The organism is Bradyrhizobium semiaridum, assembly GCF_020329505.1.
GTDB classification, from domain to species: Bacteria; Pseudomonadota; Alphaproteobacteria; order Rhizobiales; family Xanthobacteraceae; genus Bradyrhizobium; species Bradyrhizobium semiaridum.
Genome location: NZ_JAGKJJ010000012.1, coordinates 136,724 through 148,706 on the forward strand (window position 1 = coordinate 136,724; position 11,983 = coordinate 148,706).

Annotated in this window: 12 protein-coding genes; 5 read left to right on the plus strand and 7 right to left on the minus strand. The window is 65.7% G+C overall.

Annotation, left to right across the window (positions count from 1 at the left end):
• Positions 1–151 precede the first annotated feature (151 nt).
• Complete coding sequence (locus tag J6500_RS16455; protein WP_225713743.1) at positions 152–604, plus strand: SRPBCC family protein; 453 nt, start codon at positions 152–154, stop codon at positions 602–604.
• A 142-nt stretch (positions 605–746) separates the two neighbouring features.
• Here J6500_RS16455 and J6500_RS16460 read toward each other — a convergent pair whose 3' ends face one another.
• On the minus strand, positions 747–2,906 hold the full coding sequence (locus J6500_RS16460) for a hybrid sensor histidine kinase/response regulator family protein (protein ID WP_225713744.1): 2,160 nt from the start codon (positions 2,904–2,906) through the stop codon (positions 747–749).
• Positions 2,907–3,277: 371 nt separating this feature from the next.
• On the opposite strand from J6500_RS16460, the gene J6500_RS16465 reads away from it, so the two are divergent.
• Together J6500_RS16465 and feoB are read left to right on the plus strand one after the other, a co-directional pair.
• Complete coding sequence (locus J6500_RS16465; protein ID WP_225713745.1) at positions 3,278–3,553, plus strand: FeoA family protein; 276 nt, start codon at positions 3,278–3,280, stop codon at positions 3,551–3,553.
• Entirely contained in the window at positions 3,550–5,427 is a 1,878-nt protein-coding gene (gene feoB, locus J6500_RS16470) for a ferrous iron transporter B (RefSeq protein WP_225713746.1), read from the plus strand. The genes J6500_RS16465 and feoB overlap by 4 nt, the downstream gene beginning before the upstream one ends.
• 134 nt (positions 5,428–5,561) lie before the next feature.
• Here feoB and J6500_RS16475 read toward each other — a convergent pair whose 3' ends face one another.
• The 5 genes from J6500_RS16475 to J6500_RS16495 form a co-directional block, all read right to left on the minus strand.
• Complete coding sequence (locus J6500_RS16475; protein WP_225713747.1) at positions 5,562–6,347, minus strand: succinate dehydrogenase iron-sulfur subunit; 786 nt, start codon at positions 6,345–6,347, stop codon at positions 5,562–5,564.
• 18 nt (positions 6,348–6,365) lie between these two features.
• Complete coding sequence (gene sdhA, locus J6500_RS16480; RefSeq protein WP_225713748.1) at positions 6,366–8,207, minus strand: succinate dehydrogenase flavoprotein subunit; 1,842 nt, start codon at positions 8,205–8,207, stop codon at positions 6,366–6,368.
• 3 nt (positions 8,208–8,210) lie between these two features.
• Entirely contained in the window at positions 8,211–8,585 is a 375-nt protein-coding gene (gene sdhD, locus J6500_RS16485) for a succinate dehydrogenase, hydrophobic membrane anchor protein (protein ID WP_225713811.1), read from the minus strand.
• A 14-nt stretch (positions 8,586–8,599) separates the two neighbouring features.
• Positions 8,600–8,998, minus strand: coding sequence for a succinate dehydrogenase, cytochrome b556 subunit (gene sdhC / locus J6500_RS16490; RefSeq protein ID WP_225713749.1), 399 nt, complete (start codon positions 8,996–8,998; stop codon positions 8,600–8,602).
• 190 nt (positions 8,999–9,188) lie between these two features.
• Positions 9,189–10,136 (minus strand): LysR family transcriptional regulator, encoded by a 948-nt coding sequence (locus tag J6500_RS16495; RefSeq protein ID WP_225713750.1) that lies wholly within the window; start codon positions 10,134–10,136, stop codon positions 9,189–9,191.
• Positions 10,137–10,242: 106 nt separating this feature from the next.
• Between J6500_RS16495 and J6500_RS16500 the strand changes: the two genes are divergently transcribed.
• Both J6500_RS16500 and J6500_RS16505 read left to right on the plus strand, forming a co-directional pair.
• Positions 10,243–10,491, plus strand: a complete 249-nt coding sequence (locus tag J6500_RS16500; protein WP_225713751.1) for a hypothetical protein — start codon at positions 10,243–10,245, stop codon at positions 10,489–10,491.
• 22 nt (positions 10,492–10,513) lie between these two features.
• The gene (locus J6500_RS16505; protein WP_225713812.1) at positions 10,514–11,374 is read left to right on the plus strand and encodes a sulfite exporter TauE/SafE family protein; all 861 of its coding nucleotides are present in this window, start codon (positions 10,514–10,516) and stop codon (positions 11,372–11,374) included.
• 92 nt (positions 11,375–11,466) lie between these two features.
• Here J6500_RS16505 and J6500_RS16510 read toward each other — a convergent pair whose 3' ends face one another.
• On the minus strand, positions 11,467–11,967 hold the full coding sequence (locus tag J6500_RS16510; protein ID WP_225713752.1) for a DUF3658 domain-containing protein: 501 nt from the start codon (positions 11,965–11,967) through the stop codon (positions 11,467–11,469).
• Positions 11,968–11,983 lie beyond the last annotated feature (16 nt).

Here is an 11,983-nt window from a genome sequence, read left to right on the forward strand (position 1 = left end):
CCAGAGGTGCGGCGCGCTTCCCGCATGTGCGGATGATCTTGCCAATTCAAGGGCGGTGTCGCGCTGTGGCGGACGAGCCTGCTCGCTGTGAACGCGCCGTGTCATCCGTTAGGCTGCGGCTGCCGAGGTCCGCGGCGCCAGGAGACCAGGGATGCGCCTTTCAGACAGCGTTACGGTGAGCCGAACCGCCGGCGAGATCTTCCGCTTCATGACCGAGCCGCAGAATCTGGCCAGATGGGATCGCAGCGTCGTCAAGGTGATCGAGACGTCTTCACGACCGGTGAACGTCGGTACCACGTTCGACACCATAGGTCCCTCGATACGGGGCAAAGAAGGTCTCAAAACATCCTACGAGGTCCTCCGGATCGAGCCGGACCGCCACCTCGAGGTGCGCGTCACGCACTCGAACTTCTTCAAGACAGCGGTCTGGTGCACCGAGCTCGAGCCGCTTGGCGAGGCGACCCGCCTGGTCTGCGCCGTCGACCTCACATTGCGTTTGCGCTACCTGCCGCTTGCGCCGGTGCTGCTTCTCAACAAAGGCGCGATCACGCGGGACCTCGGCTATCTCAAGGCGGAACTCGAGCGCGGCGATATCGTCAGCTGAACACGTTGCTTGGGCTCCGTCAGCCGCAAGCGGGAAGCAACCTGATCGGTGCGCCTCCGAGCACAACAAGACCCCGTAGCTATGGGTCCTCTGCTTCCGCAGGGACGGCAGTTCTGGATGCTGCCGTACGCGGAAAACTCCCTCACCCCGCCGCGGCCTGATCCCGCCGCTGTCGGCGTGCGCGCACGGCCTTGTGCAGCACGCGGGCGAGTTGCTCGGCGGAATAGGGCTTTTGCAGCAGCTCGAAGCCGGGGCTGCCCTGCTGTGACAGCACCTGGCTGTAGCCGGAGGCGAGCACGATCGGCAGGTCGAGCCCGCCCTTTCGGATCTCTTGCGCGAGTTCGATGCCGCTCATGCCGGGCATCACGACATCGGTGAACACGAGGTCGAAGCGGTTGGGGTCGACGGCGAGCTCCTCCAGCGCATGGGTGGCGCTCTCGACCAGCACGCAGGTGCAGCCGAGCTGGGTCAGCGTGTCGGCGGCGAACTGGCCGACCTCGGCATTGTCCTCGACGATCAGCACGGAGGCGCCGCGCTGATCGACCGAAGCCATATCCTCGGCAAGCAGCGATGCGGGGCGCGCGGCGGTGACACGCGGCAGATAGAGCGTGAAGGTCGCGCCCTTGCCGACCTCGCTCGCCACGTTGACCTCGCCGCCGGACTGCCGGGCGAAGCCGAACACCTGCGAAAGGCCGAGGCCGGTGCCCTGTCCGACCTCCTTGGTGGTGAAGAACGGCTCGAAGATGCGCCCGAGCATGTCCTGCGGAATTCCGACCCCGGTGTCGGTCACGGACACCGCGACATGGCCGTGCGGGTTCGCCGCATCGGGCGCCGCGGGTTCGAGTCCGTTCGCCAACGGCAGACCATTGGTGCGGCGCACGGTGATCGTGAGCTTGCCGACGCCGTCCATCGCATCGCGGGCGTTCACCGCCATGTTGATCACGGCGGTCTCGAACTGCCCGGCATCGGCGTTGACGAGGCAAGGCTCGTCCGGCACCTGCGCCGTGATCTCGATGCGCGAGCCTATCAGCGTTGTGAGCATCTCGCTCAGGGTCCGCACGTTCTGGCACACGTCGAACACCTCGGGCTTGAGCGATTGCCGGCGCGCGAAAGCGAGCAACTGGCCCGTCAGCTTGGCGGCGCGGCCGACGGTGTCGGAGATCGCCTCGATGTAGCGCAGCCGCCGCGGTTCGGGCAGGTCCTGCCGCCGCAGCATGTCCACCGAGGCGCGGATCACGGTGAGGAGATTGTTGAAGTCGTGCGCGACGCCGCCGGTGAGCTGTCCGAGCGCCTCCAGCCGCTGGCCGTGGCGCAGCGCGTCCTCGGCCTCCTCGCGCCGGTTGGCTTCCTCGTGCAGGCGCTGGGTGCGCCGGAGAGCGAGCGCGAGCAGGCCGAACATCAGCGCGGTGGCCGGGATGCCGAAGATCAGGTGCTGGCCCACCGTCGTGACCCAGCGCGAGCGGATCGCCGAGGTCTCGAGGCCGGCGCTGACATAGACCGGGTACTCCGCGAGCCGCTGGTAGCGCATGCGCCGCTCGATGCCGTCGGCCGGGGACTTGATCGTCATGGTGCCGGACAGCGGGTTGGCGACCAGCTGTTGCCCGAGTGGTCCGCTCGGCTCGAACCGAACCTCGTGATCGACCGGCGGGAAGTGGGCCAGCACCGAGCCGTCGGTCCTGATCAACGCGAGGAAGCTGCCGGGCTCGCGGCCGATCCGCGCATAGAAATTCTCGAAATATTCCGGCAGCACCGAGGCCTGGATCACGCCGGCAAAGCTGCCGTCCCCATTGCTGCGGCGCCGGCCGACGCCGAAGAAACGCGCCCCCTGGTAGGGCAGGCGGGGTGTCAGCACGTCGCCGATAAAGGTGCCGATGTCGCGATCGGTGTGGATCCGGAAATAATCCCGGTCGGAGAAATCGATCGTGGGCGCCGGCGCCACCAGGCTGTTGACCAGTGCATGGCCCTTGGCGTCGAAGACCCAGACCGATTTGACCTGGGGAAGGGTGCCGATGAGCTGTCGCAGCCGCTGATGCAGAGCCCGCTCGCGCGCGGCGATCGCAGCGTCCGGCATGTCGCGGACGATCTCGGCGATTTCGGACAGGCTGTGGTCGATGGTCTCGAACACCTTGAGCGCGTGCTCATGGGCGACGTCAAGCGTCCGCTCGATCTCCCGGTCGGCCGCCTCGTCGGTCGAGATCCATGACATCGCGGCGGCAAACACGAACAGCGCCAGCGGGAGGGCCAGCGACGCGGCCATCATCCATTGCAGCAGTCTCAGCGAATTGCGTTGTGCGGGTTGCACGGGCGCTCCGGCTCCGATGCCGAGCTTAACGCAAACCACCGCGCCGGAGGAAGAAAAACCCCACTTGCGGTTGCGGCGCGCGACCCGGCCCGTTGCCGGTCGTGGATAGCGAGGAGCGACCGCGATCGATAAATTGCGAGCCAATCCGCCCGGCGCCGAGCCTCGTCGTCGATGCGTCGGAGCGTCACGGCGGCCCGAGGCCGCGGCATGCCCGGTGGGGCTGCACGGTGACTTCACGACCTCGTCAGCTGCCGCCGCAGTCAAGCGAAAAACCGGCCGGGATGGCGTTGGCGTACGCTGTTTTTAGCGGTTCTAAAACCTGCGATGGGCAAATGCTTGATTCTGTGCCTACCTGCTGAAAGACAAGCCACATGACAAGCGATCCAAACAACTCCCAGGACATCCGGCTCGGACATGCGGATCGCGGTTTTGTCGGCAAAATCACCAGGCTCGATGCGCTGGTGACGGGCTCATCGCTCTCGCCGCAGGAGCTGGAGCAGCGTCTGGTCGAGATGGGATTCGTCGAGGGCGCGCGCGTGGAAATCCTGCACGAGGGCACGATCCGGCGGGATCCGATCGCGGTGCGCGTCGACAGCACCACCATCGCGCTGCGGCGGAGCGAAGCCATGGCTGTGATCGTCGAATGACAACTGCGTCCCTGCGCCTTGCGCTGGTCGGTGCGCCGAACACCGGCAAGACCTCGCTGTTCAACCGGCTGACCGGCAGCACCCAGAAGGTCGCCAACTATCCGGGCGTCACGGTCGAGCGCAAATCCGGCAGCTTCGTCACGCCGGAGGGCCGCAGCGTCACCGTGCTCGATTTGCCCGGCACCTATTCGCTGCGCGGCCGCAGTCCGGACGAGGAGATCACCCGCGACATCGTGCTCGGCCGCTTCAAGGGCGAGGCGGTGCCCGACCTCGTGCTCTGCGTAGCCGACGCCACCAATCTGCGGCTGACGCTGCGGCTGGTGCTGGAGCTGAAGCAGATCGGCCGGCCGATGCTGCTGGTGCTCAACATGATCGACATCGCCAGACGCCGCGGCGTGACGATCGACCTCGAGCGGCTGTCGCAGGAACTCGGGCTGCCGGTCACAACCGCGGTCGCGGTGCGCAAGGGCGGCGTCGACGACCTGCTGAAACGGACCGACGAGCTGATGGCGCGGGTGCAGGAAGCGCAGGCGGCCAGTCAGTGGACCGCGCCGACGATCGCGGATCTCAAGGCCGCGCAGCGCGAGGCGGACCGCATCATCGCCGCGAGCGTGACCCTGCCGGCCAAGCCGGACACGCTGACCAACCGGATCGATGCGGTCGTGCTGCATCCGGTCTGGGGCCTCGCGATCCTGGCGCTGATCCTGTTCGTGATGTTCCAGGCGGTGTTCAGCTGGGCCCAGCCGGCGATGGAGCTGCTCTCGGACAGCTTCTCCGCGCTCGGGCAATGGATCCACGATGTGCTGCCGGAAGGCTGGGGCCTGCTGCAAAGCTTCCTGCAGAACGGCGTGATTTCGGGCGTCGGCAGCGTCATCGTGTTCCTGCCGCAGATCATCATCATCTTCCTGTTCATCCTGCTGCTGGAAGATTTCGGCTATATGGCGCGCGCCGCGTTCCTGATGGACCGCATCATGGGCGGCGCCGGGCTGCACGGCCGCGCCTTCATCCCGCTACTGTCGAGCTTCGCCTGCGCGATTCCCGGCATCATGTCGACGCGGGTGATCGACAATCCTCGCGACCGGCTGACCACGATCCTGATCGCGCCGCTGATGACCTGCTCGGCGCGGATCCCGGTCTACACGCTGATCATCTCGGCCTTCGTGCCGGCGACCAAGGTGTGGGGTTGGATCAATCTGCAGGGGCTCGTGATGTTCGGGCTCTATGCCGCCGGGATCACCAGCGCGCTGACCGTCTCGGCGGTCGCAAAATTCTTCCTTTGGCGCGATCACGCGCCGGCGCCGTTCATGCTGGAATTGCCCGACTACAAGGTGCCGCGGCTGCGCAGCATAGCGATCGGGATATTCAACCGCGCCAAGGCATTTCTCTACCGCGCCGGCACCACGATCCTGTCGATGATGGTGCTGATCTGGTTCCTGGCCTCGTTCCCGACTGCGCCCGCGGGCGCCGAGGGGCCGGCGATCAACTACAGTTTTGCGGCAATGATCGGCCATGCGCTGGAGCCGCTGCTGCGGCCGATCGGCTTCAACTGGCAGATCGCGGTGGCGCTGATCCCGGGCATGGCGGCGCGCGAGGTCGCGGTCGCGGCGCTCGGCACGGTCTATTCGATCGAGGGCGGCAAGGAGGCGGCCGACGCAATCGGCCAGGTGCTGGCGCAGAAATGGACGCTGGCGACCGCGCTGTCTCTGCTGGTCTGGTACATCTTCGCCCCGCAATGCGCCTCGACGCTGGCGGTGATCCGCCGCGAGACCGGCAGCGCGAAGTGGATGGTGGTGACGTTCGTCTACATGCTCGCGCTGGCTTACGTGGCGAGCTTCCTGACCTTCAACCTGGCGCAGGCGCTGGGCATCCATTGATGCCCAGCCAACCAGGAAAGCCTAAAGCAGGATGAGGTGGGGTTGGGTTGGAGCGGCAGCGGCGGGTTCACCTCTCCTTGGGAGAGGTGGGCCGAACCCGCGGTCAAACCGATTCAACGTAACTTCAGCCCGCTTTAGATCTGGCGCTCGACCATCTTGAGCTTGAGCTCGGCGATCGCCTCGGAGGGGTTGAGGCCCTTCGGGCACGCCTTGGCGCAGTTCATGATGGTGTGGCAGCGATAGAGGCGGAACGGGTCCTCGAGATTGTCGAGCCGCTCGCCGGTCGCTTCATCGCGGGAATCGGTGACCCAGCGCGTCGCCTGCAGCAGCGCGGCCGGGCCGAGGAAGCGCTCGCTGTTCCACCAGTAGCTCGGGCATGAGGTCGAGCAGCAGGCGCACAGAATGCATTCGTAGAGGCCGTCGAGCTTCTCGCGGTCCTCATGGCTCTGCCGCCATTCCTTCTGCGGGGTCGGCGTCGTGGTCTTCAGCCACGGCTCGATCGAGGCGTACTGGGCGTAGAAGTTGGTGAGATCGGGGACGAGGTCCTTGACGACCGGCTGATGCGGCAGCGGGTTGACTTTCACCGCGCCGCCGGAGGCGACGTCGTGCATCGACTTGGTGCAGGCCAGCGTGTTCTGGCCGTCGATGTTCATCGCGCAGGAGCCGCAGACGCCCTCGCGGCAGGAGCGGCGGAAGGTCAGCGTCGGGTCGATGTGGTTCTTGATCCAGATCAGGCCGTCAAGCACCATCGGGCCGCAGTCGTGGACGTCGACGTAATAGGTATCGACGCTCGGATTCTTGCCGTCGTCCGGGTTCCAGCGATACACCCGGAATTCGCGCGTCTCGGTGGCGCCGGCCGGCTTCGGCCAGGTCTTGCCGCCGCTGATCCTCGAATTCTTCGGAAGTGCGAATTCAACCATGCTTGCTTGCCTTCGTTATCAGTAGACCCGCGCCTTCGGCGGGATGTACTGCACGTCGTTGGTCATCGTGTAGCTGTGCACCGGGCGGTAATCGATAGAGGTCTTGCCGGCCGGATCGATCCACGTCAGCGTGTGCTTCATCCAGTTCTTGTCGTCGCGGTCCGGGAAATCCTCGCGCGCATGCGCGCCGCGGCTCTCGGTGCGGTTGGCGGCCGAGTCCATCGTCACCACCGCCTGCACGATCAGATTGTCGAACTCCAGCGTCTCGATCAGGTCGGAATTCCACACCAGCGAGCGGTCCGACACCGCGATGTCACTGACGCCGCCATAAACCTTGTGGATCAAATTCTGGCCTTCGCTCAGCACCTCGCCGGTGCGGAACACCGCGCAATTGTTCTGCATCACGTGCTGCATGCTGTCGCGCAGCTTCGCGGTCGGAGTGCCGCCGGAGGCGTGGCGGAAGTGATCGAGCCGGTCGAGCGCGCGGTCGGACCCATCCTTCGGCAGCTCCGGCTGCTTGGCGTTCGCGGTCAGCTTCTCGGCGAGCCGCAGCGCCGCGGCGCGGCCGAACACCACGAGGTCGATCAGCGAGTTCGAGCCGAGGCGGTTGGCGCCGTGCACCGAGACGCAGGCGGCCTCACCGATCGCCATCAGGCCCGGCACCACCGAATTGTCGTCGCCGTTGCGCTTGGTCAGCACCTCGGCGTGGTAGTTCGTGGCGATGCCGCCCATGTTGTAGTGCACCGTCGGTACGATCGGGATCGGCTCGCGGGTGACGTCGACATTGGCGAAGATCTTGGCGGATTCGGAGATGCCCGGCAGCCGCTCATGCAGCACCTTCGGATCGAGGTGATCGAGGTGCAGGAAGATGTGATCCTTCTTCTTGCCGACGCCGCGGCCCTCGCGGATCTCGATCGTCATCGCGCGCGAGACGACGTCGCGCGAGGCGAGGTCCTTGGCGGAGGGCGCGTAGCGCTCCATGAAGCGCTCGCCTTCGGAGTTGACGAGATAGCCGCCTTCGCCGCGGGCGCCTTCGGTGACGAGGCAGCCCGAGCCGTAGATGCCGGTCGGGTGGAACTGGACGAACTCCATGTCCTGCAGCGGCAGACCGGCGCGCAGCACCATGCCGCCGCCATCGCCGGTGCAGGTGTGCGCCGAGGTGCAGGACGCGTAGGCGCGGCCATAGCCGCCGGTCGCCAGGATCGTGGTCTGGGCGCGGAAGCGGTGCAGCGTGCCGTCGTCGAGCTTGAGCGCGATCACGCCGCGGCAGACGCCCTGGTCGTCCATGATCAGGTCGATGGCGAAGAACTCGATGAAGAACTCGGCCGAGTGGCGCAGCGACTGGCCGTACATCGTGTGCAGCATGGCGTGGCCGGTGCGGTCGGCGGCGGCACAGGTGCGCTGCGCCTGGCTCTTGCCGAAGTCGATGGTCATGCCGCCGAACGGGCGCTGATAAATCTTGCCGTCCTCGGTGCGCGAGAACGGGACGCCCCAATGCTCGAGCTCGTAGACCGCGTCGGGCGCGTTGCGCACCATGTATTCGATCGCGTCCTGGTCGCCGAGCCAGTCCGACCCCTTGACGGTGTCGTACATGTGCCAGCGCCAGTCGTCCTGATGCATGTTGCCGAGCGAGGCCGAGATGCCGCCCTGCGCCGCCACGGTGTGCGAGCGGGTCGGGAACACCTTGGTGATGCAGGCGGTGCGCAGGCCGGCTTCCGAGCAGCCGACCACGGCGCGCAGGCCGGCGCCGCCGGCGCCGACCACGACGACGTCGTAGGTATGATCCTGAATCGGGTAGGCCTTGCCGTTCGTGGCCGGGCCACTGCCGTTGGTGGCCTTGCCGTTACCTTCACCGGCCATGGGTCAAACTCCCGATGACAATTTGAGGATTGCGTAGATCGAGGCCATGGCGACCGCGATGCAGAAAAAGTTGTTGGCCATGACGCTGGCGAGCTTCAGCTTCTCGTTATGGATGTAGTCCTCGATCACGACCTGCATGCCGATCTTCATGTGCCAGACGCTGGCGACGATGAAGAGCAGCAGGATGATGGCGATCGGGATCGAGCCGAGGATCTGCGCCGCGCCGGCGTGGTTGCGGCCGAGCAGCATGATCACCACGACGATCACCGGGACGATCAGCAGCACCATCGCGACCGCGGTGAGGCGCTGCCGCCAGAAGTCCTTGGTGCCGGAATGCGAGGAGCCGAGATTGCGGACGCGCGCCAGGGGCGTGCGCATCGACGACGGGCCGCTCATCGTCCACCTCCAACGGCATAGGCAATGATCCAGACCAGCACGGTGGCCGAGATGCCGGCGATCAGCGCGCCCCACGTCAGGGCCTCGCGCTCATTGGCCTTGAAGCCGTAGCCGAGGTCCCAGACCAGGTGGCGAATGCCGCTGAACAGATGGTGCATCAGCGACCACGTGTAGCCGAACACGATCAGCTTGCCGATCAGGCTGCCGGTGAAGGCCTGGACGTTGGCGTAGGCGCTGGGGCCGGAGGCGGCGGCGATCAGCCACCAGGCGAGCAGCAGGGTGCCGAAATACAGCGCGATGCCGGTGGCTCGGTGGACGATGGACAGCGCCATCGTCAGCGTCCACCGATAGGTCTGCAAATGGGGCGAGAGAGGTCGTTCGATCCTGGCGGTCATCGGCGGGCTTTATGTTGTGTGGGACCGCGGCCGGCCCATCGGGGAACGCGGTAGATGAATTCTATTTACGGAGTCGGATCACGCCGCGCAACGGCCAAATAGCCTTCGTTCGAACCGAAGTTCATTGTTAGCGCAGCCGAATTCTGGTTGATCCGCAGTCTGGTATACCATACGCCACCAAGGAATGAATCTAGATATCTGCCTCGCTGGCGACGCCTGCCGCAGGTGACGAAGCTCGGCGGAACCTGTCGATCCCGCGCCAGCGTTCCACCAGATAATCGACGAATGCCCTGATCTTAGGCGATGCCAGCCGCGACGGCTGGAAGGTCAGATGCAGCGGCGTCGGCGCTGGTTCGTAGCCGATCAGGAGGCGCTTCAGCCGGCCCGCCGCGAGGTCATCCTCGACCTGCCAGGATGGCGCGCGGACGATGCCCGCGCTGTCGCGGGCGGCGCCGACCAGCGCGTCGAGGCTATTCATCCAGAGCCGACCGGATATGCGGAATTTGCGACCCGTCCTGCTGCCGTCGTCAAAGCGCCATTCCGCTCCGCCGGGCGTTTCCGAGAACACCAGGCAGTCGTGCGCGGCAAGATCCTGCGGCGTCTGCGGCTCACCACGCTGCGCCAGGTACTCGGGCGAGGCGCAGGTGATCATGCTGATGTCGGCGAGGTGCCGCGCGATCAGTTGCGAATCGCGCAGCCGGCCGATGCGGATCGCAAGCTGGATATCCTCCTCGACCATGTCGACCGGCCGATCGACCAGCAGGAGGTCGACGGACAGCGCAGGATAGCGGCGCAGGAATTCGGCCAGCATCGGCGCAATCACCAGCCGTCCGATCAGGCTCGGCGAGCTGACGCGTATCCGCCCGGACGGCTGGTGTGGGTCGCGCGCCAGTGCGGCCTCGATCTCCTTCACCTCGCCGAGGATCGATCTGGCGCGCTCGTAGAGGATGCGGCCATCGTCGGTGAGCGCGAGCTGGCGGGTGGTGCGCAGCAGAAGACGCGTGCCGAACTGCGCCTCCAACGCGCTGATCTGGCGGCTGACCGCGGTCAGCGAGCTCGGCAGCGAGCGTGCCGCGGCCGACAGGCTGCCGGTCTCGACCACCCGCACGAAGGTTGCCATGGCGGCGAGCTGATCCATGGTCCCATCCTTCCGTATTCCGCAAGAGAATCTGCCGAATTGAAACAATACCCCCGCATATCAGAAGGGTCTAGCCTGCCGGCCGCAAAAGCCGAGGGGGCGCGACATGGCGTCGTTTCCGAACCGATCAAAGCCGCTGGCATGGCGAAGGAGCGCGCGCCGTGCGAGCGCCGACGATCCGGCCACCCTGCTTGTGTTCTCCTGCGTCGGCTTGCTAGTCGATGTCGTGGCGCTGCTGGTGCAGGGCGCGGCACACTCGGTCCCACTCCACTTTGCCTTGGTCGCGGGCGCCGCTCCGGTGGCAGCCCTGGTCGCGCGGTGGCTGGCCGATCGCGCTGACGCAGGCGGATGCTGAAGCTGGGAATGGGTTGGGAATGATGATGGCTGGCCTCGACGTCGCCGAGCTTGTCGAACTCGCATTGCTGCTGATCGCGGTCGGGGCACTGTCCGGATTTCTCGCCGGCCTGTTCGGAATCGGCGGCGGCGCCATCCTGGTCCCGGTGTTCTATGAATGCTTCCGCCTCGCGGGCGTGCCGCTCGAGGTGCGGATGCCGCTCTGCATCGGCACCTCGCTCGCGATCATCATCCCGACCTCGCTGAGCTCGTTCCGGGCCCATTATCGCCGCGGCGCGGTCGACATGACGATCCTGAAGCGCTGGTGGCTGCCGATCCTGATCGGCGTTGCGGCCGGCAGCGTCACCGCGCGGTTCGCGCCGGAGCGGCTGTTCAAGATCGTGTTCGTGATGGTGGCATGGTCGGCAGCGGCGCGGTTGCTGCTCGCGCGCGAGACCTGGAAGCTCGGCGACGACGTGCCGAAGGGTTTTCTGATGCGCGTCTACGGTTTCTTCGTCGGCCTGTTGTCGACGCTGATGGGGATCGGTGGCGGCCTGTTCGCCAATCTCCTGATGACCTTCTACGGCCGGCCGATCCATCAGGCGGTCGCGACCTCATCGGCGCTCGCCGTGCTGATCTCGATCCCCGGCGCGCTGGGCTACATCTATGCCGGCTGGCCTGCCGCCGCACGCTTTCCGGACGTCGCCGCGCTACAACTGCCGTTCGCGCTCGGCTATGTCTCGCTGATCGGCGCGCTGCTGGTGATGCCGACCACGCTGGTCACCGCGCCGCTCGGCGTGAAGGTCGCGCACGCGCTGTCGAAGCGGGCGCTCGAGATGGCGTTCGGCGCGTATCTTTTCATTGTCGGCGGACGGTTCGTCATCAGCCTGCTCGGGGGAAGATAAGCGTGTAGCCCGTAGCCCGGATCGAGCGAAGCGCAGTCCGGGGCCGGTCCCTCAGCGCGATAACCCCGGATTACGCTTGATCCCGGCTACGGCTAATTGGGGCGCGTTTGCTTGTGTCTGATTTCGCTGTGACCCCACATTCGTAGATCGCCTACGCCGTCAAAATGGCCTGCCTCGGCTAAAGCAACGATGCGGGCCGCAATGACCTCACCATCGTCAATGGGCAAAGCTTTTTCTCGGAATGTCTTGAGGACGCCTGTGATCACCTTGGCCATCTTTTGCCATTGCGGTTTTACGACCTCGAAGATGATTTGGTCGATCTCGTCGACCGGCACGGAAGCAGGGAGTGAAACCTTGCTCCATCGGAGCGTGCTGCAGATTACTCCCCGTTCGGAGGGCCTCAGTTCCGGATGCTGTCCATAAACATAGGGAAGCAATCGTCGGTTCGCGATGTCGAAAAGCTTGCCGATTTCAGCCCCCAGGGCGTCTCGTTCGTGCTCGTCGAGGGTCCCCACGGCACGGGAAACGAGATTGATCGCCTTGTCCAAGTCCAATAAGCGCTTCTTGAGTTCGAGCGCCTGCTTCTTATCCATCGCAACGCTCCGGATT